The organism is Candidatus Poribacteria bacterium (assembly GCA_021295715.1).
Lineage (GTDB): Bacteria > Poribacteria > WGA-4E > WGA-4E > WGA-3G > WGA-3G.
On sequence record JAGWBV010000043.1, the window covers coordinates 1 to 25,588 of the forward strand.

19 protein-coding genes and 1 other RNA gene are annotated in these 25,588 nt (G+C 46.7%); 18 read left to right on the plus strand and 2 right to left on the minus strand.

All coding sequences use genetic code 11. The features are described 5' to 3' along the window. The 18 genes from ffs to J4G07_12250 form a co-directional block, all read left to right on the plus strand. Positions 1-246, plus strand: an RNA gene (gene ffs, locus J4G07_12165) — signal recognition particle sRNA large type; the annotation flags it as partial. A 172-nt stretch (positions 247-418) separates the two neighbouring features. Then, a complete protein-coding gene (dnaX, locus tag J4G07_12170; GenBank protein ID MCE2414751.1) occupies positions 419-2,224 on the plus strand; it encodes a DNA polymerase III subunit gamma/tau in 1,806 nt (601 codons plus the stop codon). A 181-nt stretch (positions 2,225-2,405) separates the two neighbouring features. Then, a complete protein-coding gene (locus J4G07_12175) occupies positions 2,406-2,714 on the plus strand; it encodes a YbaB/EbfC family nucleoid-associated protein (protein MCE2414752.1) in 309 nt (102 codons plus the stop codon). A 251-nt stretch (positions 2,715-2,965) separates the two neighbouring features. Continuing rightward, the gene (recR, locus tag J4G07_12180) at positions 2,966-3,580 is read left to right on the plus strand and encodes a recombination mediator RecR (protein ID MCE2414753.1); all 615 of its coding nucleotides are present in this window, start codon (positions 2,966-2,968) and stop codon (positions 3,578-3,580) included. Further along, positions 3,581-4,552 (plus strand): M28 family peptidase, encoded by a 972-nt coding sequence (locus J4G07_12185; protein MCE2414754.1) that lies wholly within the window; start codon positions 3,581-3,583, stop codon positions 4,550-4,552. It begins immediately after the preceding gene. A gap of 97 nt (positions 4,553-4,649) precedes the next feature. Continuing rightward, complete coding sequence (mnmG, locus tag J4G07_12190; GenBank protein ID MCE2414755.1) at positions 4,650-6,578, plus strand: tRNA uridine-5-carboxymethylaminomethyl(34) synthesis enzyme MnmG; 1,929 nt, start codon at positions 4,650-4,652, stop codon at positions 6,576-6,578. Positions 6,579-6,629: 51 nt separating this feature from the next. Continuing rightward, the gene (gene rsmG, locus J4G07_12195) at positions 6,630-7,355 is read left to right on the plus strand and encodes a 16S rRNA (guanine(527)-N(7))-methyltransferase RsmG (GenBank protein ID MCE2414756.1); all 726 of its coding nucleotides are present in this window, start codon (positions 6,630-6,632) and stop codon (positions 7,353-7,355) included. A gap of 134 nt (positions 7,356-7,489) precedes the next feature. Continuing rightward, on the plus strand, positions 7,490-7,825 hold the full coding sequence (locus J4G07_12200; GenBank protein ID MCE2414757.1) for an STAS domain-containing protein: 336 nt from the start codon (positions 7,490-7,492) through the stop codon (positions 7,823-7,825). Between the two features lie 210 nt (positions 7,826-8,035). Then, a complete protein-coding gene (locus J4G07_12205) occupies positions 8,036-10,585 on the plus strand; it encodes a HAMP domain-containing protein (GenBank protein MCE2414758.1) in 2,550 nt (849 codons plus the stop codon). After that, positions 10,578-11,840: a SpoIIE family protein phosphatase gene (locus J4G07_12210; protein ID MCE2414759.1), complete on the plus strand. Its 1,263-nt coding sequence runs from the start codon at positions 10,578-10,580 to the stop codon at positions 11,838-11,840. The genes J4G07_12205 and J4G07_12210 overlap by 8 nt, the downstream gene beginning before the upstream one ends. 180 nt (positions 11,841-12,020) lie before the next feature. Continuing rightward, entirely contained in the window at positions 12,021-12,710 is a 690-nt protein-coding gene (locus J4G07_12215) for an ATP-binding protein (protein MCE2414760.1), read from the plus strand. Positions 12,711-12,831: 121 nt separating this feature from the next. After that, positions 12,832-13,197 (plus strand): STAS domain-containing protein, encoded by a 366-nt coding sequence (locus J4G07_12220; protein MCE2414761.1) that lies wholly within the window; start codon positions 12,832-12,834, stop codon positions 13,195-13,197. A 4-nt stretch (positions 13,198-13,201) separates the two neighbouring features. Next, a complete protein-coding gene (locus tag J4G07_12225) occupies positions 13,202-13,942 on the plus strand; it encodes a hypothetical protein (protein MCE2414762.1) in 741 nt (246 codons plus the stop codon). 16 nt (positions 13,943-13,958) lie between these two features. Beyond that, the gene (galK, locus tag J4G07_12230) at positions 13,959-15,212 is read left to right on the plus strand and encodes a galactokinase (protein MCE2414763.1); all 1,254 of its coding nucleotides are present in this window, start codon (positions 13,959-13,961) and stop codon (positions 15,210-15,212) included. 225 nt (positions 15,213-15,437) lie between these two features. Further along, a complete protein-coding gene (locus tag J4G07_12235) occupies positions 15,438-16,562 on the plus strand; it encodes an ROK family protein (GenBank protein MCE2414764.1) in 1,125 nt (374 codons plus the stop codon). A 53-nt stretch (positions 16,563-16,615) separates the two neighbouring features. Continuing rightward, positions 16,616-17,332 carry a hypothetical protein gene (locus J4G07_12240; GenBank protein ID MCE2414765.1) on the plus strand — a complete coding sequence of 239 codons (717 nt, stop codon included), beginning with the start codon at positions 16,616-16,618 and terminating at the stop codon, positions 17,330-17,332. A 151-nt stretch (positions 17,333-17,483) separates the two neighbouring features. Next, positions 17,484-18,419, plus strand: a complete 936-nt coding sequence (locus tag J4G07_12245; protein MCE2414766.1) for an NHL repeat-containing protein — start codon at positions 17,484-17,486, stop codon at positions 18,417-18,419. Positions 18,420-18,488: 69 nt separating this feature from the next. Next, a complete protein-coding gene (locus tag J4G07_12250; GenBank protein MCE2414767.1) occupies positions 18,489-22,406 on the plus strand; it encodes a hypothetical protein in 3,918 nt (1,305 codons plus the stop codon). A 26-nt stretch (positions 22,407-22,432) separates the two neighbouring features. Here J4G07_12250 and J4G07_12255 read toward each other — a convergent pair whose 3' ends face one another. Together J4G07_12255 and J4G07_12260 are read right to left on the minus strand one after the other, a co-directional pair. Beyond that, a complete protein-coding gene (locus J4G07_12255) occupies positions 22,433-24,274 on the minus strand; it encodes a hypothetical protein (GenBank protein MCE2414768.1) in 1,842 nt (613 codons plus the stop codon). 445 nt (positions 24,275-24,719) lie between these two features. Next, on the minus strand, positions 24,720-25,588 hold an 869-nt coding region (locus tag J4G07_12260), incomplete at its 5' end, for a sigma-70 family RNA polymerase sigma factor (GenBank protein MCE2414769.1).

Genomic DNA, 25,588 nt, shown 5'->3' on the forward strand with positions numbered 1-25,588 from the left:
AGCGGTGCCCTGTATCTGCAATCCGCTAAAGCAGAACTGAATCCCCAGTATGCGGCATGTTTCTGTGGGGCCTGTCCCTCGCACGTGGTGTTGATGGTTGGGTCTTGAGCAACGGGCGCTTGTTGAACCCCGTCAGGTCCGGAAGGAAGCAGCGGTAGATGAGTTGCGCGTGTGACGCAAGGGTGCCTGACCTGAGCTAACGACGCGGGTAACGCCTGGAGAAGCTTGTCAACCCTGGGTGCATAGTCATCTTTGTTAAGGGTTGTCAGCAGTCGGTTATCAGTTTTCAGTTAAAGAGATCTTGATGTAACAATTCCGTACTTCTTGGCGTATGCCACATTTCGGCACATTGTTACAAAGGCGGCTCTTAACCGACTGCCGATGACCGACAGCTGAAAACTATAAAAAGGATTGCCTGATGTCTTACGAGGTTCTCGCTCAGAAATGGCGTCCCCAAAACTTTAGCGATGTTGTCGGACAAGAGCACATTACCACGACGCTAAAAAATCAGATCCTCTCCGAACGTATCGGGCATGCTTACCTTTTTTGGGGACCGCGCGGCACTGGTAAAACCACAGTCGCCCGTATCCTTGCCAAAGCCGTCAATTGTCCCAACCGTATTCAAGAAACCGAATTTGACGCTATTAAAACAGCAGAGCCTTGCAATCAATGCGAATTTTGCAACGAAATTGCGCACGATAGATCCTTCGACGTAATTGAGATGGATGCCGCCTCCAATCGCGGTATTGATACGATTCGAGACCTTCGTGAAAATGTCAAACTCTCGCCAGCGACCTGTCCCTACAAAATTTACATCATAGATGAAGCACACATGCTCTCAACGGAGGCATTTAACGCCTTACTCAAAACCCTTGAAGAGCCACCTCCCCATGTCATATTTATCATGGCGACAACGGAGCATGCCAAAATCCCGAAGACAATCAGTTCTCGCTGTCAAGATTTCGATTTTCGATACCTTGAAGATGAAAAGATAATCGAACGCTTGCAGTTAATTGCCCAAGAGGAAGGTATTTCAGCGGATCTGGACGTACTCGCACTTATTACCCGTCAATCCGAGGGGTGTCTGCGCGATGCAGAAAACCTATTGGAACTCGTCTCCGCTGCTGGAAAAGATTTAACAATCGAAGCCGTTGAACAGAGCATCGGGCTTGGTTCCAGCTCCCTCCTTCAAGCACTTAGGGAAGCAATTTCGCAACGAGATCTCGCAAAGGGGCTGAAAACTCTAAATAACCTGACAAAGCAAGGCACAGACTTGTCGCAATGCTTGGATCAACTGATCGGTTATTTCCGGGATTTACGGCTTTTAGCAATCGACAATAGCCTCAGTGAACAGGTTCAGAGTCCCAAGTCAGATATCGCGATACTCAAGCAGCAGGCAGAACAGATGTCGGTGGGCAGGTTGTCACGGATTATCAAAATTTTGATGCACACCAATCAAGACATCAAACAGTATGGTTATCCACAACTTCAATTAGAGACGGCACTCATCCAACTCAACTCGCTTGAAGAGGGCATACCTCTTGAGGAAATAATCGGTAAATTATCGGCATTAGAGCAAAAATTCGATTCAGCAGGACTTTCAGCCGTCAGTAATCACCCGTCAGTAATCACCCGTCCTCAATCGCCCGTTAGCGGAATGACAGCCAATAGTCAACAGTCAACCGAAGCACCCCATCGCGATACACGTGATTCGGTTCTTACTGCTGAGCATTCCGAAGTTATCAATGCGCCTGCCGATCACCGAGAGCGGAGCGACCTGCCAACTGACAGTGGGCGAAGTGAACGCCCTGACAGTCATCCTAATGTTTCACGCGGGATTAGAGACCTTGCCGACCTCCCTTCATTTTGGAATGAAGTAAAATCAAAACTCCCTATGAAATTCATACATGCATTACCAGAGGGATCTGTCCCTACTGTGAACGGCACAAACACAATCGAAATTGCCTGTTCACCCTCCAACGTTTTTATGATAACGGAAGCAGACAAAAACACTGTAGCCGATATCATAAAACAGGAAATCGGCAAACCTGTGAAAATCGAATTGGTTGCTTCGGATATAGTGTCAGAATCGGTGGTGTCCGAGGATGAACCAGAACAAGAAGAACGAAAAACACCACTTATGCGTAGAGTTGAAGCCCAAGATGATCCACAACTTAAAACCGCTCTTGATCTTTTTGAAGCAACAGTTGTCGAAACCCAATGACCGCTCCTTTTTGAAGGTGAGTAAGGAGGTGTTAGGATTGTCAAAACCTCTTTTTTTTTTATAAGACAAGAAACCAAGCCTGAAATGAAATGGAAGGGTTTTGCTTGGGCGTTTTTGACTCTACGGAGATAATGATGAATGTTCTAACCCACTCTATCGAACCGCAAGGAAAATTAAAAATATGAAGATGAACGACTTGATGAAACAAGCACAGCAGATGCAAAAGCGAATGCTTGAAATTCGAGAGGAACTCGCAAATCGCACCGTTGAAGCAACCGTCGGTGGTGGCATGGTAACCGCTGTTGTTAATGGACAGCAGGAAATCGTATCACTCCGGATCACACCGGAGGTTGTTGACCCGGAAGATACAGAAATGCTTGAAGACCTTATCGTGGCTGCAGTCAATGAAGCTTTGCAACAATCGCAAGAAATGATGTCGGCAGAAATGAGCAAATTGACCGGTGGCATTAAAATCCCAGGACTCCCGTAGTTTTTTATAGTAAATCCAAAAAATAAATGGACATTCGCCTCTCCCGCGGTAGGTGTGGTTTCCCAACTGCACCAGTGTGGAGTGTTCAATTAATTCTAAACTTTACTATAGGTGAGTGGACCCTCTGACTGCCTTTCATTACGCTTCAGATGGGCTTGCCAAGAACGCTCAAATCCTTTGTCGTGTATAGTTATTAGAGAAACCATTGCGGAGCTTAGTGGAGCAATGAGAGTTAGACCATAATTAGAAAAATGCAAGAATACCCGAAACCGCTGGCGAAGCTCATTACAGAGCTCCAAAAGCTGCCAACGATCGGTCAGAAGACAGCGCAACGCTTGGCATTTTTTATGCTAAAGTTACCTGATCCTGAGACTGCCCAAATTGCTGAAGCCATCGCACAGGTAAAACAACACCTATCCTACTGCGATATATGTGGCACTATTACAGACACAAATCCGTGCTATATCTGTACAAATCCGCGCCGTGATCGGCAGGTAATTTGCGTCGTAGAAGAATCTGATGATCTTTGGGCAATTGAAAGAACCAACGGTTATAAGGGACTCTATCACGTACTGGGTGGAGTTCTTTCACCATTGGATGGGACGGGTCCCGACGAACTCGGAATCAATACCCTTTTTCAACGAATTCGGGACGCCACTGTAGACGGAGAACCCGTCCGCGAAGTGATCCTTGCTACCAATTGGACAACGGAAGGACAAGCAACAGCACTCTACCTTACACAACATTTGGAAACTTTTGAAGTCGCTGTCACTCGAATTGCTTACGGTATTCCCGTTGGAGGCGATTTGGAGTACATTGATGAGGTAACACTCGCAAAAGCACTTGAAGGCAGACGGAAAGCTTAGATGGAAAAGCAGTGGCTCGTCGCACTTTTAGTTAGTCTATATTGCGGTGTATTTGGTGTCGCATGTGCGGAGCCAGATTCAGACAACCGAAATATAGGACAAAGAAACTCGACTCGCGATCGCGTCAGTACGGCGCGCGAAGCGAACGCTGCTTTTGACGCACAGCGCGCCTTTGACATGTTAGAGAAACAATGTGCTTTCGGACCGCGTCCCCCCGGTTCGGTTGCACATCGCGAAACGCGGGATTTTCTATTCACAGAACTTCAGAAATATGCAAACAGCGTGGCCCTTCAACCCCATCAGTATCAGACAAAAACGGAGACCACGCTTCATCTAAATAATATCTTGGCAGAATTTGGACCGCCAGCTGGTGGTGAGACACTTTTGCTCGCAGCACATTGGGATACCCGTCCTTTCGCTGACCGGGACCCGAAGATAGAAAATCGGGATAAACCGATCCTCGGTGCTAACGATGGTGCCTCCGGTGTTGCTGTACTCCTCGAAATCGCAAGAGTGCTCAAGGAACACCCGCCACCACGCAGAGTTGTTATCGTTCTTTTCGACGGCGAGGATTACGGTAGATCAGTTGAGGATATGTTTATCGGCTCTCGGTTTTTCGCTCGAAATTTGGGAAAATGGAGACCGGACTATGGAATTCTGTTGGACATGATCGGAGACAAGGATTTGGCACTTCCGATTGAACGCTATTCTTGGAATGCAAATCGGGGCTTCGCAGAGTCAATCTGGCATCGCGCAGCAACGCTCGGTTTAGTGCCGTTTCAATCCCGTTTAGGGGACGCGATCTTGGACGATCACGTCCCGTTAATCGAGGTGGGCATTCCAATGGTAAATATTATCGACTTTACTTACCCCTATTGGCATACAGTAGAAGATACAGTCGATAAATGCAGTCCAAAGAGCCTTGAAATTGTCGCAACACTTGTTATCAGTATCATTTACGATGGACTCTAATGAGCCATCAGCCATCAGTTGTCAGCAAGAGGGGTTGTTAAACGAAGATCTCTTTGCCGGTTGCTGATAACCGATGGTTTCCGACAAACAGTAAAAAATGAATACGTATCAAAAAAAATATGATGTTATCGTAGTCGGAGCAGGGCACGCGGGTTGTGAAGCCGCACTTGCTGCCGCACGCATGGGCTGCGAAACACTCATCGTCACTATCAATCTCGACACCATAGCGAAAATGTCTTGCAATCCTGCTATTGGAGGGCTTGCTAAAGGGCATCTCGTTAAGGAGATAGACGCGCTCGGCGGTGAGATGGCAAAAAACATTGACAAGACCGGAATCCAATTCCGCCGTTTAAATACCAAAAAGGGACCCGCAGTTCGATCAAGCCGCGCACAAGCCGATAAAAAGGCATATCAAGATGAGATGAAACGGGTCCTTGAAGCACAGGAACGGCTCGACATCAAACAAGTGTTAGTTGAGGAACTACTCGTCGAAAATGGTCGATGCATTGGAATCCTGAGCCAGACAAAAACCGCTTATTTCGGAGAGACTGTGATTCTGACGACAGGCACTTTCCTGAAAGGCACAATCCATATCGGTGATGTATCATATAGCGCAGGTAGAGCGGGCGAGTCTTCCGCAGAGAAACTCTCAGACAGTTTTTTAAGTCTTGGGTTTGAGATTGGTCGGCTCAAAACTGGCACTCCGCCACGTGTCAACGCTCAAACGGTTAATTTCAGCGAAATGGAAATTCAGCCGGGTGATGACGATCCTCTTCCATTCTCATTTTTAACTGAACGGATTACACAACCTCAACTCCCGTGTTACCTGACTTACACGAATCCGCAAACACACAACGTGATCCGTGAGAACCTCCACCGATCCGCGATGTACAGCGGTCGGATTGTCGGCATCGGTCCCCGTTACTGCCCGTCAATCGAGGATAAGGTTGTCCGTTTTGCAGAGAAGACGGAACATCAAGTCTTTGTGGAACCTGAGGGACGAGATACCGACGAAATCTACCTCAACGGTGTTTCTGCGAGCCTACCTGAAGATGTACAGGTAGAGATGGTTCATAGCATCAAAGGCTTAGAGCGTGCTGAGATTATGCGCTTCGGATACGCTGTTGAATATGATTTCGCGCCGGCAACGCAACTGCAGCCAACGCTTGAGACAAAGCAGGTGCCAAGGCTCTATTTCGCCGGACAACTCAATGGAACTACGGGCTACGAGGAAGCCGCTGCACAGGGGCTTATGGCAGGGATTAACGCCGCTTTAAAGGTAAAAGGTGAAAACGCTCTTGTCCTCGACAGATCCCAAGCTTACATAGCAGTACTTATTGACGATTTGGTTACCTTGGACATCCGAGAACCCTACCGGATGTTCACATCGCGTGCCGAATACAGGTTAGCACTGCGAGAGGACAACGCAGATTTGCGGCTTACCGAAATTGGTAGGCAGATCGGTCTCGTTGATGATAACAGGTATCACCAGTTCGAAAAGAAGGCTGCCGCTATTGAAACAGAATTGGGACGTTTACAGGAGACTCTTCTCAAACCGACACCTGCGACTCTGGATAGTTTGGCGACTATTCTTGAGACGGGTGAATTGAAGCAACCTACATCTTTGGCAGAACTGTTGAAACGCCCGGAACTGCATTATGAACAGATAACTAAGATCGTGCCTCCCTCTGAAAACCTGTCTCCCGCTGTGACTGAACAGGTGGAAATCCAGATAAAGTATGACGGATATATTCAAAGACAACAAAGACAGATTCATCAATTCAAAAAATTGGAAAATTTCCGAATCCCCGATGCATTCGACTATACCAACGTTCAGGGGTTAAAGACAGAAGCGCGTGAGAAGTTGGCAAGGATCCGGCCCGCCTCCATCGGACAAGCATCACGCTTACCTGGTGTATCGCCAGCGGACATATCGATCTTGACGGTCATTCTTCATCAACAGAACGTAAAACAGCGGTCAGCATTGTCCCGCAGGTCTCCCACACGCGGCTTGCGGCGCAGTTAGCAAGAGGCGGAGCGGGCACCCAAAAACCTCTTTACTGAAAGCCGAGGACTGATGGTTTCCGATAGCCAATATGAGGCATCGCAATTGGTGAGGTACGAGCACGACTTAAAAGAGACGTTCAATCATTACGGATTTCCCTTAACTGAACGTCAGGTGACACAATTCAATCTATATCGCACTGAATTACTACGGTGGAATGAACGCATTAACCTGACTGCGATCACAGATGACGATGAGATTGTTCATAAACATTTCCTGGATTCGCTAAGTGTCTTGGAGCATATCTCATTGAGAAGTGGTGATTCTGTGGTTGATATTGGGACGGGTGCCGGATTTCCGGGAATCGTATTAAAAATCTACATGCCTGATATCCGGTTAACACTGATTGAATCATCGAAAAAGAAGGTGAGTTTCCTAAAATTTATAGTCGCCCAATTGAATCGGCATCAGTCGGTAAACGCGCATCAGAGCGGAGACGTTAAAATACTTGCAGAACGTGCGGAAATTTGTGCGCAACAGCAGAAACACATTGGCGCATACGATTGGGTTTTCACCCGTTACGTCGCACCGATTCGAGACTCGGCGGCGTACTGCATACCGCTCCTGAAACTGACAGGAAAGTGGGTGGCTTATAAGTCCGGCGATGAAACTATTGAGAACGAGATTAGCAATAGTTCGGCGTGTCTTGAGGCACTCGGCGGAATTGTCGAAACTGTCTTAAAAAATCCAAAATTTAATCGAAATTATGTTGTGATACACCGCGGCAATCTACAATAATGACAAGTTAGTGCCCCGCGTAGTCTTCGCACGCTACAAACTAAGCGCATCGTCGTAAGGTGGCTTATGCTGTAGCAGATTAGGCGAGGTTCCAAAAATACAACGCCTAAATAGAAATACTAAGGAAAAGACCTATGAATTTTGAGACAACAATTGGGAAGCAAAATATTTCCATCCTTCATATAGATGGAAAAATTCTTGGAACTGCATCTGACACGTTCCGTAAAGAAATGAGCGAACAACTTCAAACTGGACACGATAAATTGGTGGTTAATTTAATGAATGTACCCTTGATTGATAGCAGCGCGTTAGGGGCAATTGTGGTCACTTTGAAGTCCTGTCAGCAATCGGGTGGAAAGTTAGTGTTACTCAGCCCTCAAAAAGCCGTTAGAGAAGTTTTGGAGGTAACGAAACTCAACACCGTCATTGAGATTTATGATACGGAGGAAGGCGCGTGCAATGCCTTTTAATTATACCTTCGGAGTAACGACGTGCGTTTGGACTTTGACGTGTGTTCCTCAAATCTGAAGAAACGCCCAAGCAAAAACCCCTCCATTACATTACGGACTATGCGCTCTTTAAACGAGCGCGTAGCCTGCAACAGCGGTGCAGGGTGTTTTTGATAGGGTATTTCTGCGTATTGCTTGGGCGTTTCCCCTAGATATACGGAAAGACACTTTATGCATCAAACCCACATGACCGAACCGCAAGGAATAATTAAAGAACCGCAAGGTAAATTAAAAAAACGTTCCCAGTTTAAAGTGGGGCTACGTGGTCAGCAGGTGGTTTTATTTCTCTTAGTCTCTCTGATGCCGTTGTTTGCTATTGCCTTAACCATCAAATTTTTAGGCGAAAACGCTCTGAAGGAGTCTGTTGGCGAAAATCTTGTTCTTCTGGCACAAGAAAAACTGGCACGAGCGGACAATGCTATCTCTGAAAAAATCGAAAAAATTCAAGCCGAGCTTCCAAACATCCAAGCAGCAGTTGTCTATTCAAACACTGCTAACGATAAACAGAGCGTATTTCTCAGTGTATGGGCACGATTGGAGGACAGTATTCGCCTGCTTGAGACATATGCAGGCTACAAAACTGAAGTAACCATCACAAATGCATTCGGGTACGTTTTACGCTCAAACAATCAACAGTTGGATTATGACACGACGAAAATGTTCCCACATCGAGTGCAGGATAGGGACTGGTGGAAAAGAGCCTATAACAACGGCATAGGTTATCCATTTGTGGGGGATGTCGTCTATGATGAAGTGCGAGGTGTACATTTTCTGCCAATTGCACTGCCAATACGTGCCTCTACCACAGGCTCCGGTACGCAGAAAAAAAATAACACGGTCGGCGTACTAAGAACATTTCTATTTTTGCCTGAGCTTACCAGTTTGGTTCAATCGCTGCCGGAATTGGCAGAAACATATACGATTCTAACGAGTTCATCTGGTAAAATCATTGTAGCTTCACCCCAAAGCGAGTATCGAATAGATAGTTACATTGAGATGAGCAATGCCGCAGAGGAGGCAATTATTGAAGCGAAAAAAGGCATTAATGGGAATTACTATGACTATGAACCCGATGGTGAGACAGACACTTTCGGTGAACCTCGCATCTATGGTTGGGCGCGAACGCGGGGAAACACCCAATCAAAAACACTCTCAAGTATGGAGCCGTGGAAGGTCCAACAAAACTTTAGCAACTGGATAGTCTTTGCTTCGCGTCCCATCTCATCGGCTTACGCTGGCGTTGGCAGACTGAATAGGTATATTTTTTATGTTACCATCGGGTCAAGTTGTATCGTTATATTAATTGCTTGGTGGGCTGCCCAGCGTATTGCCACACCGATATTGAAGGTCGCAGAAGCAGCGCGGAGCATCGGACAAGGTGAATTTGATAGCGAAATCACGGTTGATAGTGATGATGAAGTGGGTGTGCTTGCTGAAGAATTCAATGAGATGCGTCGAAACCTGAAAAATGCCGTCGATCGATTAACACAGGAAGAGAAAAAACTCACGGCTATTGTGGACAATCTCGGTGAAGGTTTGATTGTTGTTGAACCTACGGGGCGTGTGATCTACGTCAATCCTGTAGCCGAACGTTTACTGAATTTAGCGAATACCGCTGACTCCGAAAATTTTATCGCTGTTGATACAACGAACAGTACAATCTGCTGGACAAAAACATTGGAAAGCGGAGGGAACACAGAAACCGACAAAAGAACTGTTGATATGAAAATACTGTCCTCCTCTCGGCGTGAAGTGGCACAACACCCAACAGTCTTTACGAATGCCACAAGCGCATTCGTCGTCGAAGTGAATATTGATGGCAATCGACAGGACAGCTTGACTCTCAACTCGTCTTCGACGCTATCTAACAAGTCACGAGTTGATAGTCAAAATTCTCGAGTACTTCGCATCATAGCAAGCAATTTTTCCGATGAACATAATAACATTGTTGGCACCGTTTATGTCTTTGATGACATTACCAATGAACACGCAATAGAAAAAATGAAGTCGGAGTTCGTTTCACTTGTATCACATGAATTGCGGACACCACTGACATCCATCATCGGATTTATTTCGCTAATACTTGATGGAAAAACTGGTAAAATTAATCGGAAACAGCATGAAAGTTTGAGCCGAGCACATCGCCAGTCGAAACGGCTTGCCGCTCTTATTAACGACCTACTCGACATCTCCCGAATTGAAGCAGGACGCATCGAGATGAAACAGGAGCGGGTACAGATAGACAGAATCGCCAAACGGCGAATCGAGGAGCTCCGTCCACAAGCAGACCAGAAAGCCATCTTGCTGCTTTTTGAAGGGCAGCCGAATCTGCCACCTATGGTTGGGGATGCAGACCGGATTGGGCAAATTTTTATTAACCTCATCGGAAATGCCATCAAATTTACGCCAAATAGCGGGAAGGTGACAGTAAGGATATCGAAGTCTCAGCAGAATGGGAGCGCAACCGATGGGTTCCATGTTCAAGTCATTGATACGGGTCCAGGAATTCTGCCTGAAGATAGAGAAAAGGTGTTTGACAAATTCCGACAACTCGGAAGTGTCAGCGCACGAAAACCGCAAAGTGGCACTGGTTTGGGACTTTCGATTGCCGCTGGGATAGTTGAAGCGCACGGCGGACGATTATGGGTGGATAGCGGAGATAACGGCTGCGGATGCAACTTCCAGTTTTTTATGCCGTTGCAAAAAGGGAAAAATGGCTGAAACGATTTTAATTGTCGATGACGATCTTGACATCCTTGAATTGCTAAAAATGAATCTTGAACCGGAAGGTTACAACGTCCGAACAGCAAACGATGGTGAAAGTGCGGTGCAGAGCGCATGTGCGAACCCTCCGGATCTCATTCTTCTGGATGTCATGATGCCACAGAAAAGCGGCTTTGAGGTCATTGAAGAACTAAAAAACATCGAAGATACAAAAAACGTCCCGATCATTTTAGTAACTGCCCGTGGACAGACAGAAGATAAAGTTCTCGGTTTGGATACTGGCGCAGACGATTATATTACGAAACCGTTTGACCTTCGTGAGGTAACCGCACGCGTTGAAGCCGTCTTAGGCAGAACCCGTCCCATCAAATACATTAATCCGTTAATGCACGCGATGGGCGACAAGTTCAGCGAAGAAGGATTGCAACAACTCGCTGGACATCTTCAAGCTGCTGCCGCTATTCAAAATAAATTGTTACCGGAACAGGCACCAAGTCTTGAAGGATTTGATATCGCGACACTGCTCCAAAGTTCAACGTCCGTTTCCGGTGATTTCTATGACTTCATCCCGTTGAGTGAAACACAGATCGGACTCGTTCTCGGTGATGTAAAAGGCAACGGTATACCAGCAGCACTGTTGATGGTGATGATTCGGACAGCACTCCGCTTACTCTGTCATGAGGGAGATACCCCCGCATCAATCCTCAAACGGGTTAATGACTTAGTCGTCCGTGACACTGAAGCAGATTTGTTCGCAACGATGGTCTATGGTATATTGGATGTAGCAAATGCAACCTTCATGTATTCAAATGGAGGGCACTGTTATCCATTCCACTGGAAGGATACCGGCGAGATGGAGGTCCTAAAGACAGAGGGCATGTTGATAGGCGCATTTGAGGAGGCGAGGTTTTCAAGCGACGTCTGTTCTCTATCTCCGGGTGATATCCTCGTTTTCTATACGGATGGTATTACCGAAATGGAAACGGAAAACATTGAAAGGAGCGGTCAGCAGTCAGCGGTCAGCAATCAGCAAGCGGCAGTAGGTTCATCAGAAAACCTCTGTGCTGATAGCCGATTGCTGATTACTGATAGCCACTATGGTGCTGATAGACTTGCCGACTGTATTTCCAAAAATGCCGGATTGTCAGCATTAGAATTATGTGATGCGGTTGTTAACGATCTAACACTGTTTAGTGGAAGCACGAGTCCGCATGACGACAGGGCATTAATTGTTATCAAGCGAAATATTTAAATTAGGAGGGGTTCAGCTATGACAATAGCCGAACCCGTATAATATACTTTTGGTATAATCAATCATAATGATACCAGAGCATGCGAATAAAGGTATCAGTTAACAGTTTTCAGTTAAGAAGTTCCATTCAGCAACATCTGCTTCTTCTAACTGAAAACTATAAGAGAAGGAGTTTCAAACGTGGGCGAGAGAACTGAACAGGTTATTACGCTTTCTCTCCCAAGTTCAATGCAACATATCAATCTACTCGATGTCGTTGTCACTGAGATTCTGAAAGAAACAGATTTCACGGAGGACATCCAAGAGCAGGTTAACCATGTTGTCATTGAAGCGGGTATAAACGCGACCAAACACAGCAACAAAGAGGATCCGGAAAAACAAACGACTTTTCAGCTGATTCTTGCTGAGAACCAATTCAACATTACCACTGAGGACGAAGGTGAGGAATCTGAACCCAAGGAGACTGGAACTGGACAGGTTGTTAGACTTTCTCTCCCAAGTTCGATGAAACATGTTTATCTACTCGATGTCGTTGTCACTGAGATTCTGAAAGAAACAGATTTCATGGAGGACATCCAAGAGCAGATTAACCTTGCCGTCATTGAGGCGGGAACAAACGCTATCAAACACGGCAATAAAGAAAATCCATTTAAAAAAGCGACCATCGAATTCACGCTTGCCGAGGATAGACTTGAAATCGTCATCGAAGACGAAGGCGATGGATTCACACGTAAGGAGGTCGCAGATCCGCTTGACCCAGAAAACTTGCTCAAAAGCAGTGGTAGAGGCTTATTTTTGATGGAAGCTTGCATGGATTCTGTAACCTACGAAAATAACGGGACCATCATCAAAATGGTCAAATATCATTGAAGCCATCAGCGATCAGTAAAGCGTCGTTTGTCGCACGGAAGAATGTTTGCAACTGCCAGACGTTCCATTGATGGTTTCCGACGGCTGACGGCTGAAGGTTATTTATTACTAAAGGATTTCTATGCAAGTCAACCTTCGACACAAAGGTAGCATTACAATTTTAGATATTGAGGGAAGAGTTATTGGAGCAGATGCCTTAGCTCTCAAAGACATCATTAATCAGCAGATTCAGATAGCTGATAGCGAAGGCGAGCCTGGGGAAAAAGTCAATCTAATTTTGAACCTGGAACGGGTCCAGATGATGGATAGTTCCGGCTTAGGAGTACTTGTCGCCTCTCATACCGCCATCCTACGCAACGAAGGGAACATAGTCCTCTTGAATCTCGGCGGCAACGTCAGAAGTCTTATTGTCATGGCAAAATTGATGACAATTTTTGACTGCTATGACACGGAAGCAGAAGCGATAGCCGGAATCATACGGACTTAAAAAGATGGAAACACGTATATCCCAAGACCTTGAAGAAAACGTCAGTCTATGGCACAAATGCACCGGATGCCAAGAATTCGCTTTCAAAAACGAACTTGAACGCAACCTTTATGTCTGCTCATATTGTGGCGCACTGTTCCCTCTCCTCGCTGAAAAACGGCTTGAGTATTTACTTGATGACTTACCGACAACGGAAACTATATTCGCTAAGGAATCCGGGCTTATTGCTGAAGGAACCATTTCAGGACACCCAGCCTGTCTGTTCATCGCAGACATAGATGTGATCCCAGCGGAGCTGAATGCTTCCTTTTTTCTCACAGCGATTGAAAGTGCTTTACAAAAACAGATGCCATTGATTACGATTGTCGCTTGTCAACCGACTGGACCCCGAGCCGCTTTGGCGGAAACCACCTACTTGACAATGCAGATGGAGAAATTAGCGGGTACACCACTTCCGCATATAACTGTTTTAACTGAAACGGAAGTATATCCACTGGCGACATATCTCCCGGTCGGCGAACTGGTTATTGCAGAAGGCAAAGTCCCTAGAAAAAAATCAGCATCACCGAATTTACAACCTGCACTGCACGCCCCAGAAGAACAACTTCTGACACAGCCATCACCCTCCGAAAAGGACGTTGAACCTGACATAAGCGTCGATTGTTATATCCCTCGTGAGGAACTGCCAAGGACATTGGGATTATTTCTCAGATTCTTTGGTAGCAGTCAGTTGTCAGAAAAATAATTGTAGAGAAAGCCAATTGTTAAAAAAATCTGAAAACAGAGACAAGCGCATTTCCTTCGCCAACCAGAAATTTAAAGAAATTTTCGGTGGCGCATCCACATTTGTTGCATCAGCCCCCGGCAGAGTGAACCTCATCGGAGAGCATACAGATTACAATGACGGTTATGTATTTCCAGTGGCGATTGATAAATATATCAACATCGCTGCACGGAAGAGATCCGATGGATGGGTCAGGTTACATGCCTTGGATGTCAACGATTCCTACGAATTCTCTCTGGATACATCCCCTTCTATTCAGCAGGATGTACCAGCATGGAGCCATTATCTCATCGGGGTTGCGTCTCTTTTAGAAACATCAGGCAAAAAGGTATCTGGGATAGATGCCGTAATCACAGGCGACGTGCCGATTGGTGCTGGTTTGAGTTCTTCAGCTGCACTTTCAGTTTCAACCGCACTGACTTTCTTAACCGCCAGTTCTCCATCTGAGACTTCCGAAGGGGTACCACAATCAGAGATTGATAATAAGGAGCTCGCTGCGTTGTGTCAGCGGGTAGAACACGAATTTGTCGGTGTTAATTGTGGTATCATGGATCAAACTATCTCGCTGCTCGGACAGGAAAATCAGGCACTGTTTCTGGACTGCCGTTCGCTTGAACACGAACAGGTCCCACTTAACTTGGCAACGCACTGTATTGCTATTTGTAACACAAGGGTGAAACGCGAACTTGCCGCTTCTGAATACAATAAACGCCGCGCGGAATGTGAGAGAGGCGTTGCAATCCTTAAAAAATGGTTGCCCGGTATCTCTTCGCTCCGCGATATTACACTAACGGATTTCAAAAAACATGAAGAAGAACTTCCGGTGTTAACACAAAAGAGATGTCGGTATGTGATCGAAGAGAACACCCGTGTTTTAGACGCGGTTGCTGTGCTGAAAACGCGATCCCTACAAACTGCAGAAGAAACAGACAAATCGCTCATACAATTTGGTAGGTTGATGAACGCGTCACACAACGGACTCCGGGATGATTACGAAGTCAGTTGTAGTGAATTAGATGTGCTTACCGACATTGCCCGCAGCATCACAGGCGTGGTCGGAAGTCGAATGACAGGTGCGGGTTTTGGTGGATGCACGGTTAACATCGTTCATAAAGACGTTTTAGATACGTTCCAAACGCTCGTGACGACGGAGTACCACAAACACACCGGTATTGAACCTGAAATTTATATCTGTAATGTCAGTGACGGCGCACAAGTTTTCTTTTTTTAATTATACCTTGCGGTTCGGTCAGGTGGGTTTGGAAAATGAAGTGCCTTTCCGTATATCCGCTCTCCATTACATTACGAGCTATGCCCTTGGTTTTACAAATTTTAGTTACGTAAAAAAGGTAAGCCAAGCCGTGTAGCACTGCAACAACGGCGCAGTGCGGGTTCAACAAAACACCGGTACACTGCTGAGAGATTCTAATGACACGCTTGGTGTTAAATTAAAAATATGGAATATAGCATTGGCGTCGATCTTGGCGGAACGGACATTAAGGCTGGGTTGGTCTCATTAACAGGTGATATTTCTTGCCGTGTAGTGCTCCCTACGGATGTTGAAGTAGGAGGCCCCAAAGTAGTAGCGGCTCGAATTGCGGAAGCCGTTCGTCAAGTGCTTGTAAAAGCCATCAACCCTAAAAAGGAGGAGGGTCAGCAGTCGGTGCTGACCGCTGAAAGCCGAAAACCGAAAGCCATTGAAAGCGAGATTTGGATTGGGCTGGGGGCACCCGGTCTTATCATCGCGGAAACGGGTGTTATTCACTTTTCACCTAATTTTCCGGGTTGGCGTGATATTCCACTCGTCGATTATGTAAACGCTGAACTGGCGAAATTAAACCTTCCGATGGCAACTGCAAATGATAACTCACAAACCCATAGTATTGTCCCGCAAGTCTCTATAGGTTCGCACAGGAAGTACAAACTTATATTAAAAGGTATGGACAACGATGTGAATGCGATGACACTCGGTGAGTTTCGTCACGGTGCTGGTGTTGGATACAAAAACGTCGTTGCATTAACACTCGGCACGGGCGTAGGCGGGGGCGTTGTGATTGACGGACAGGTTTACCATGGAAGTCAGAATACTGCGGGGGAACTTGGACATACTGTCGTCGAACCCGATGGACGTTACTGTGGGTGTGGGAATCAGGGTTGTCTTGAAGCGTATGCTGGCGCGAAAAACATCGTCGAAAGGACGCTGGAGAAAATAGAAGCAGGACGATCTACGATTTTAGCCAAAGCCGTAAAAGATGAAATAGCACTAACACCACGGCAAATAGCCGAGGCGGCACAGGCAGGGGACAAAGTCGCAATGGAGATTTTCGCTGAAACAGGGCGATATATAGGCATTGCCCTCACCTCAATAGCGCACATTCTCAACCCACAAATCGCAATTATCGGGGGCGGTATAGCGGAAGCTGGTGAAAAACTTCTCTTTGAGCCCATCCGTGCTGAACTTTCCAAACGTGCTATGGATATTCCAGCGCGGATGAAGATCATAAAGGCACATCTGGGAAACGAGGCAGGCATTGTGGGTGCTGCGATGCTCGCCCTTGAAAGTGAGAAGCCAGCATTGTAGCACGAGGGATTCGGAGTTATAAACGCCTCCTACAAAATGCCACGGAGATCACAATGAAAAATAAGATACATCTATTACGAACTTTTAATCCTCAGCATGAGAATCGAGAGAACGCGAAAACCGTAAACTTGTTTCGGGTATCTATCTTAAAAATTTTAGTAGTACTCTGTTTATCACTCATCCCCTTGAGCTGCTCGAAGGTCCCAGAGGTTCCAGATTTTCTCAAAGATACCTTCCAGCCAGAAATGATTGTCCCTGTGTTTGACCCAGATGCGCATATCATGCCCCAGACGGGCACTGTTGGTTATGTCAAAAAGGGCGTCAAAGCAATGGCAGTGCCACTCAACGATGTAAAGGCGGTTGATGCATTTGGTATCTTTATCTACAATGGAACCGACCACTGGATCTCCTTCAAAAAAAAGGATTGCCAGATGCTTGATGGCACTGGAAACGTTACGAAGCCGATCGATAAATCACAGGAATCCTTTTATCTGAAAAAGAACTTCAGACCGAAACTGCCCCCCGAATTCGGTGCAGAAGTGTTCCGATGGGATAAGACTATTAGAATACAAGGCGGGCCAGCAGTACTCCCCAGAGAAGACCTTGAGAAAACAACCGTGATGCCCGGACAATACGCGAGGTTCTTCCTCTATTTCCGTAAGCGGAGTATTAAATATAGCAGCTTGCGAATTATTGTGCCAAGAGTCACGAGTGATTTCAATGAACAGCAATCAACTTTCGTTTTCAAATTTAAAGTGCAGCGGGGTTAAATACCCATACACGAAGCGGAAATTCCGAGAAAAAGTTGCGAAGTGTGCTAAAGTTGGGAAATTTCAAAGTGTACGAAAGTTTCAATGCCTCACTTTACGGACTTTAGAACATTTTACAGGCTGCCTTTGCCTGCTCCTCCTTGTGTTCTGTTTGAGTTGCACCCTACCCGAAGGCGAAATCGCGCAGCCGATCGAAATACTCCCCTCGAACCGTGAACGGCAGGCTCCCCTTATATTGGGTATTCGTTACATTGAAACGCTCGGTAGGACCGGGCAGGGAGCAGGCGAATTTCGGACCCCATTGGGGCTTACAGTAGATGAGGAAGGCAGAATCTACGTCGCCGATGCCGGGAACAACCGGGTGCAAGTGCTTGACGATGCTGGAAATTATATCATAGAATTCGGAAGTCGTGGATGGCAGACAGGAGAGTTCGATCACCCCACAGATGTAGCGTTGAGTTTTCAAAGAAGGTACCGGCTCTATGTAGCTGACACGGGCAACAATCGGGTGCAATACTGCAATCTCGTTGACCGTATCTTTTATTCACTCAGTGAGCGCGCAGATGATGTCCTCCTTGACCGTCCCGAAGGGATCGGTATCGGACGAAATGGTGAAGTTTATGTCGTTGACACAGGCAATCACCGCTGGATTGAATTCAATGTCGCAGGTGTGCCAGTTGTGACGCGAGGAAGTTTCGGGAGCGGCAGTGAACAACTCTGGAACCCAATAGATCTCGATGTTGATGCCCACGGAAATGTTTACATCGTTGATACTGGCAATCATCTCATAAAAAAATACGACTTCAGCGGTAACCCAATTGACAGGTGGGGTGGCGAAGGCGACGCACTTGGACAACTGCGGGAACCGAAGTGTATCACCTTAGACGAATGGAATTATCTCTATGTAACTGACAGCGGCAACCGGCGTGTTCAAGTGTTTGCACCTGATGGTAGAAGCATCACAGAATTCAGTGCCCCCGCGCTTCAGGAACCCGTGGGCATCGCTGTCTCGAAAACCGGACGTGTCTTTGTGAGTGATGCCGAAGCGAATGACATAAAGGTGTTCCAAGTTTTTCGTAAAAAATAGCCGTCGGCTATCAGCTATCGGCATTGTCCCGCAGGTCTTCCACACGCGGCTTGCGTGAAGAGCGTTCCGATGCACATCAGACATCTCTTGCTGAAAGCCGAAAGCCGAAGGCTGATGGCTGTTCTTGTTTCTTTCTGTTTGTGTATGCTACCGCGTCCCGGTAGTACAGTGTTTTTGTTTGCGGGTTTCCTTCCTAACGACGAAGCCAATATTCTTGAACTTCCCACCTTTTCCGTCCTTCAGAAAACAGAGTCCTTTGAACTGAAAGCAGAAGCGCAAGACTTTACGGTGAAGTATCCACCAATCCTTCCAAACAGCGAACAGGTAACCGACGCAAATGGAAAAGTGCTCGTGCGAGGTATAGACTATCAGATTGATTTCTATTTGGGTACAATTACTTTAGATAAACCCGCAACTGCCGATCCACCTACAGATAAACCGTCCAAACTTAAGATAACCTACCGGACGCTACCATTTGCCATTAAACAGGTCTATAAACGCGACCTTTACGGAGCAGAAATCAGTGCTCAGGAATCAGCGGTTGACAATCAGCAAGACGAGGGCACTCCACCTGAAAACCTCTTTGATGAAAGTCGAGTGCAGCCTGCTGATAGCCAGTTAGAAGTGTCTGGCAGTCAGACATTCGGTGTTTCAGTTGGAAGTGGGCGTGGCGTGTCCCCGAATCAAGAGCTCCGCGTCAATGTAGGAGGTAAAGCCTCTGAAAATATAACCGTCTTGGCGCTCCTATCCGATCAGGATCTGCCTATCCAACCCGAAGGTACAACCGAAAATATTCAAGACATCGATCAGAAATTGATTCGTATTACGCATCCGAACATGCGGGGAACCTTAGGAGACTTTGAAGGGTCGCTCGGGGCATCGGAGTTCATTTTCTTTCCACGGGCATTAGAAGGTGTGCAGGTTGAAGGCGATTTCAAGTGGGTGGACTTTCATTTCATTCCGACTGCCATTCCAAAGGGGCAGTCTACAAGTTTAGTCCTGCGCGGTGAGGAAGGACGCAGTGAATATCGGCTCACAGTTGATGGACAATACGTCATTGTGAAAGCGGGCAGTGAAATCGTCTGGCTGAACGGTGAAAGGATGCGGCGCGGCGAAAACAACGATTACATTATCCGTGAATATGGAGACCCAATCGTCGAATTTAACAGCAAACATCTCATAACGAGCAACGATGTGATTCGGATCGATTTTGAATACATCCCAGAAGATCGGGCGTATCAACAGAATCTTTACGGACTCAGTAGTATCTTCACACTGCCGGGTGAACGATTAACTGTCGGAGCGTCCTACGCTGTTGAGGCAGATTTGAATCAACCTGAACAGACGCTAATCAAGTTTGAAAATGTAGAACTCGAGGCACTTCGCCAAAACATCCTTAATCCGAAGGAGAACGAATCTCCTCTCATACCCCCACAAAAACTTACTGTATGGGGACTGGAGAGTCGTCTGAACATTACAGAACAGGCGTGGATTCAAGGCGAACTCGCCTATAGTAATCTTGATAAAAATACCTACTCTACTGTCGATCGGAAGGAAGTGAGTCGGGCGTGGAAACTGATGGGTTATGCTGACTGGGACTTTGCGACATGGACCGACCAACTGCGTCCGAAACTGACCACAAACCTTGACATACGGTCAATGGATGCCGACTTCGTACCTGTCGGTGCCTCAAGCGGCAACCGGTCCCGCTCTCGTTATGAAACACAATACGCCAAAGAGGGTTTTGATGATGCATTCCTGCTCAACACTGCAGGTAGTCCACGAATTTCCCAAGACGAGAGAACCATGAACTTCGACCTTCGAATGATTCCAACAGATTGGTTAGAGGTCGACGCGGGAGTCGGTAGGAGCGAAGAGAGAGACCCAGAACGCAAAGAAACCGTTCAGGAAGCAACCGCGACCACAGATGAAGCAGCGATTTTACCAACTGCAAACGCAACTATCCGCAACAATTTCAACTGGGGTGTCAATTTCAATCGACGTTCAGGCAGTGGCCGGGTAAGCCCAACCTTCACATCTGTGGGAGGGAACCCCGATTCCCGACTGCCTATAGTTGGACAGGAAAGGAATCCGGTAGGAGGAGCGGAAACACCGAAGCAAAAACACTCCGATTCCCGACAAAGCATCTCTACAGGAGCGCAGCTCCTGAAGAGATTGCCGAATCTCCGTTGGGATGACTACCGTAGTAGTTCCCGGACAGAGGGCGCAGATGCAACAAGGGCACAATCACTACAGAAGGCTCGTCAAGAAGGTAATCTGTCGTATCCGCTCGGTCCCTTCAGAATTTTGGGAACACTCGGAAGAGTCGAGTCAAACGAGGCGCGTAATGCTATGCTCAACCGAAAGCGAAACCGCGCAACAGGACGTGTTGATCTCGCTGATTTCAAATGGGTATCTTTGAACACCAGTTATGAGCTTGAGGAGGCTTTTGCGAAGGAACCGTTGCTTACTGTCGATGACGACCCTATCGGTTTGTCGGATTGGCAGCGGAACACCACAGCACGCACTTGGAAGGTCGGTATCCTTTCACAACAACAATCCTTTCTCAACGGAGGTGTGAATCTGACCGCAAACATTGCGCGTCGGATGCTGAAAGCACACACCGATCTCGGGGCAGATACAACAACACAACTTGCCGATGTCAATCTCCAACTCACACCACTCAGTCGGGCGATTGATATAGAAATCGCTTATGAATTAGATAAAAAACTGACGAGTCAACGCCGCGAGATCTATACCGACATTCACCCACACACCGGTGTTCTGCTCCAACCCGGCGAAGGATACTACGTGAAGTTAGACGATCTGCACTACGTAGAGGATCCCGAAGAAGGCACCTACATCAAAATCTATCAAAATGTAGGGGATAAACCCACAACGGCAGTAGATGCAGAATTCCGAGTCCGTTTTCAACCCCGCCAGTTTTTCGCACGGCGTGCCAGAGCAAGACAACAACAGCAACGCGAGTCAATGTTGAAGCGTGACAGTTTGCGTCCAACTCGGTCGCCATCTATGGATCAAGAATCCGTAAATCCACAAGCCCGTAACGGAGTGGAGGGCGACTCGAAAACAAAAACCGCCAAAGTTCCAAGCCGCGAGAGTTATCTGCAAGGTGAAATTAAAAAATCTCGTTTAGAATGGTTCCTAAATGCTCTCAGGGGACAAACGCGGTTGTGGTTGACCGAAGAGCAGGAGGTCGAGGATGCCGTATCGCTCTATCTGCTCCAAAGTCTACAAGGCTCAGAAACGCTTTTTGGACGATTGAACCAGCACCATCGGTTTGAATTCTCGCCCTCACCAGCATTCAGTTTCGAGTTTAATCTGCGTGCTGGTGAGACACTCAATCGGCGGATTAATAACCAAGAACGTCACAGACGACACCGAACTTATGATGTTGGTCTCTCCGTGAACTCAACGCAACGCATGTCCCTCGGTGTGAACTGGGAACAACGCCGAGAGACCGAGAAATACAGGCAATTTCAGTTGGAAGAACTCGCGCAGGAAACAGCGGTTATGCCGGACAAGGGAGAACTTCCATCAACCCCTATTTCAGACCTACGCCAATTTGAGCAGACAACTGAATTAAGCCTCCGGTATGAACTGAATAGTTCTCTGCGCTGGAGCGGTATCGGCGGATATAACCGGACAATTGACGAGGAGCAACTCGATGAGGAGCCCGAAGCCAGGACGCGAACCTTCTTTTATGAAAATCGCATCACATATAGTCTCATCGGCAAGGGACGCATTGATGTCAACTATAAACTCGGTTATGGTGAGAGTACCGGTGGTATACCCTTTGCGCAATATACTTTCTACGAAGGCATTAGCCACGAAGTCCGCACAACCGCAGATTACAGATTACGAAAGTTCACCGATCTCCTGTTTCGACTCAATTACCGCCTGCTCTCCACAAAGCAACGGAAACCCGAACACCGTCTGGAAATGACAGTCAGTGCTGAGCTCTAATGTCATCCGATGAGCCAGAAACGGGTTTATTGCCTCTGCTGCATTTGCGTCATCATTGACATCATTTGTATAAGCTGCTTGAAGTCCCCGAGGTCAATGAACAGTTTCGCACTGATGTTCCTGTCCCGTCTTTTGGCGGAAAAACCGATACTATAATTCTCTGGCAGGCTCATGAATATCCCCGCAACTAATTGGAGCGCTGCTGCGTTATCCGGATCCACCCTTCTCAATATCGGCAGAGAGTTTTTAGCAGCGATAGCTGGGGACATTGCACAGAAAATGTTGCTGTCAGTCCCTAATTTTTCAACGAGTTTCTGATAACTCGGATGCTCAGGAAATTTCGCCTCGTTTCCCGCCTTCCTATCAAGTGCCATTTGAATCGCTTCTGGACCCGTACCCGTTGCGAAAAGGAGCTGCCCCTCCGTAAATGCATAATACCAATGCCATTTGGTAGGCACAAAATCAGAGACTTCTTCTGGTAATTCCTCTGGAAGTGCCACCTTGAGATCAGGAAAGATGTAACTTTTAATCTCAACTCGGTTGTGCATTATTGACTTACCCACATGAACGTCTTGACTCTTGAGGTGTTCCAGAAATACCTCATCCATATAGACCTTGGCAGCTTGTTCATCTTTCAATTCATAAATGAACAGATAAGCCGGTAGATGCGTATCCTCAAAACCGTAAGAAACACTCCATCGATCTGCAAGAGATTCATGAAAATCTTTCACCTGTTTGAGGAGTAAATCTTGCTGTGCTTGTTGTTCTGGCGTTTTGGGAAAAGTATCTAACCAGAGTCTGCTCAGCTCAACCAGCAACTGTGGGCAACCTTGAACGGCACCATTCATAGCTGCGCGATTCGGGAGTTCATTGAGGAAGGTTAATTCACCAGACCTTTCTTCCAAGACTTTCAGAAATTCGCTATCACTTCTGAATTGCACGGACGGTTTAATCTGCACACCGGTTCCCTCTACCTCAAGCCGGACGTTTATTGATCGCAACTGCTCAATGCCTCCTATTTCCTCTCCGGGTATTTCTTCAAGGAAGGATGCAATTGATTTGGATATCGGATCCCCATCTTGGAGAGCATTTACTATTGATTCCAATTCTTCTTCAGGCAGACCGTCGAAGGTAGCAATAATAGCTTCAACATCAACGCAAACTCCTACCTGATCGTCACCTCCCAAAACATCTGTAAGAAAAGTAGCATAATTTGGGTTCTGCGTGATAGTTTGACCCGCCCCGTTATAGGTGTCAATAACGTTCTCACAAAACCCCATAGGCATTGAAAAAGCGAAAGTATTCTCCAAAATAGCGAAACTCTGATTACCTTCTGTAGCATTCCAATAGGTTACGCCTTTATATTCTGTGGGTGTGCCGCCCTCGGCTTCAATCATCTGTTTCATTGCCGAAGGGTGTGTTAGATGCCCGAGTGCCGAGAGGTGCAGTGGCTGCAAACTGGTAATGAAGACCGCGAAATCTCGGTTCAAATCCAACCCGATTTCTTCAAAATCGGCTAAACTTTCAAACTCGTCTCCGAAAATACTCTTCAAAATCTGCATAGATACGTCGGGAACCTCGGTTTGAGGGGAAAGCTCAGTTGCTATTATATTAATTCTGTTATCCAATTCCAACAGACTCGGACAGTAGATAACACCTAATGTTTCTTCAGGAATTAGGTTCAGAACACTATCTTCTGAAACAATAACTGGTGCCCTTTCAGATTGTTGAGAAGGTGTATCTACAGATGTTTGTTCGGACCCCTTAGATGAATCTTGCGCGGCTTCTACCACATTGAAAGTGGCAAATTGAAGGCTCATCAGAAGTATCAACACAGTGGAGTATAAGGGTAAACATCTCTTTAACATTGCTTTCTCCTTAGGAATGTAGGACTCGTGGCACTATGTCCTGTTTTTGGTTCACTTATCCCATTTGTTTGATAAATTCCGCCGTTTGTCAATGAAGACTTTAATTGTTAAGTGACGCAAATTGCTGATGAAAGGATTGCATAAATCCAGAAAAAATGCAAAAATATATCTGCAATTCAGAGTGTGTAAGTGATTCTACTGATACGTGTTGGTGGGTTTACCTTTTGTAAAATAAGCGGGGAGAAACGGCGGAATGAAAAGACTACTGGCTCAGCAGAGGTTGTGGCGGTTCACTATGAATCTGTGTACTACATTATCTCAACGTGGGTCTATAGAGATTTTCGCGACAAAAGAGTTGACTTTCCCTTCCCCGCTGAACAAATTACCGGTAGCCCCTAACTTAAAATGTGTGCCTTTATCAAAACGGTGCGTGATCCTTCCAGACTTACCGGGTACAATTACCACCTGTTGGGCCTTCACTATCGCTTGTAAACAGAATGAAGGCACCAGCACCCTCTGCACTCCCAATCCAGAGATCAATTGTGAGCATACCGCCATCTTTAAACGCAGTCGTGTCAATTTCAACAACGGTGTAGTCTTGATAACCCGCTTCTGGTGTCTGGAAGATGCTCAAAACATCTTGTGAAGGGTCTGCTTCGTTGAGCACGACGCTTTTTGCTTGCGCGGAGAGGAACCTCGGTCTGTATTCCGATTGATCTGCATTCGGCACAAATCCACCACCTTTACTCGGTGTCGTAGATTTACCAGCTTGGGTCCGCACATCCGGTTTTGACGCGATATTCAAGGTAATAGGTGTGTCAATAAGTTCTACCGTCATTTCCGATGGGGCATCGAAATTGTAAGGCTGTTGGAAACGTGTTAAATACTGATTGCTTGCTCCAAGTGCCATCACAACAAGAATAAGGCTTGAAGCGGCAATTGCCCACGGCACGAAAGGCTTACCACTGGGTGGTGGAGCCGGTTGAATACGGGAAATCTCTTGCATGATTTTCTCGGTGAGATTCGCCCTAATTTGGAAACCCTCCAACGCCTCTTGGATCATGGGTTCCGCCTTCTTTAAGCGGAGTCTCGCGCGACGGAGCCGGCTCTTAACGGTACTCGCGGACACACCTAAAAACTGACTAATCTCTTCACATGTCATTTCTCCGAAGTAGTGAAGTGTGACGACAGTGCGTTCACTTTCCCGCAGTCGGGCAAGCAATCTTTGGACGATGTCGCGTTGCGCTTCAGTAGCCGCTTTCTCCTGCTCCTCGGCAATGTATTGAGAATACGTCCCGCCTTCTATCAGTTCGA

Excerpts from the sequence above, each read along its gene's own strand:
- dnaX (MCE2414751.1), top strand. The coding sequence starts at position 419 with ATGTCTTACGAGGTTCTCGCTCAGAAATGGCGTCCCCAAAACTTTAGC.
- J4G07_12175 (MCE2414752.1), top strand. The coding sequence starts at position 2,406 with ATGAAGATGAACGACTTGATGAAACAAGCACAGCAGATGCAAAAGCGA.
- recR (MCE2414753.1), top strand. The coding sequence starts at position 2,966 with ATGCAAGAATACCCGAAACCGCTGGCGAAGCTCATTACAGAGCTCCAA.
- J4G07_12185 (MCE2414754.1), top strand. The coding sequence starts at position 3,581 with ATGGAAAAGCAGTGGCTCGTCGCACTTTTAGTTAGTCTATATTGCGGT.
- mnmG (MCE2414755.1), top strand. The coding sequence starts at position 4,650 with ATGAATACGTATCAAAAAAAATATGATGTTATCGTAGTCGGAGCAGGG.
- rsmG (MCE2414756.1), top strand. The coding sequence starts at position 6,630 with ATGGTTTCCGATAGCCAATATGAGGCATCGCAATTGGTGAGGTACGAG.
- J4G07_12200 (MCE2414757.1), top strand. The coding sequence starts at position 7,490 with ATGAATTTTGAGACAACAATTGGGAAGCAAAATATTTCCATCCTTCAT.
- J4G07_12205 (MCE2414758.1), top strand. The coding sequence starts at position 8,036 with ATGCATCAAACCCACATGACCGAACCGCAAGGAATAATTAAAGAACCG.
- J4G07_12210 (MCE2414759.1), top strand. The coding sequence starts at position 10,578 with ATGGCTGAAACGATTTTAATTGTCGATGACGATCTTGACATCCTTGAA.
- J4G07_12220 (MCE2414761.1), top strand. The coding sequence starts at position 12,832 with ATGCAAGTCAACCTTCGACACAAAGGTAGCATTACAATTTTAGATATT.
- J4G07_12225 (MCE2414762.1), top strand. The coding sequence starts at position 13,202 with ATGGAAACACGTATATCCCAAGACCTTGAAGAAAACGTCAGTCTATGG.
- J4G07_12235 (MCE2414764.1), top strand. The coding sequence starts at position 15,438 with ATGGAATATAGCATTGGCGTCGATCTTGGCGGAACGGACATTAAGGCT.
- J4G07_12240 (MCE2414765.1), top strand. The coding sequence starts at position 16,616 with ATGAAAAATAAGATACATCTATTACGAACTTTTAATCCTCAGCATGAG.
- J4G07_12250 (MCE2414767.1), top strand. The coding sequence starts at position 18,489 with ATGCACATCAGACATCTCTTGCTGAAAGCCGAAAGCCGAAGGCTGATG.
- J4G07_12255 (MCE2414768.1), bottom strand. The coding sequence starts at position 24,274 with ATGTTAAAGAGATGTTTACCCTTATACTCCACTGTGTTGATACTTCTG.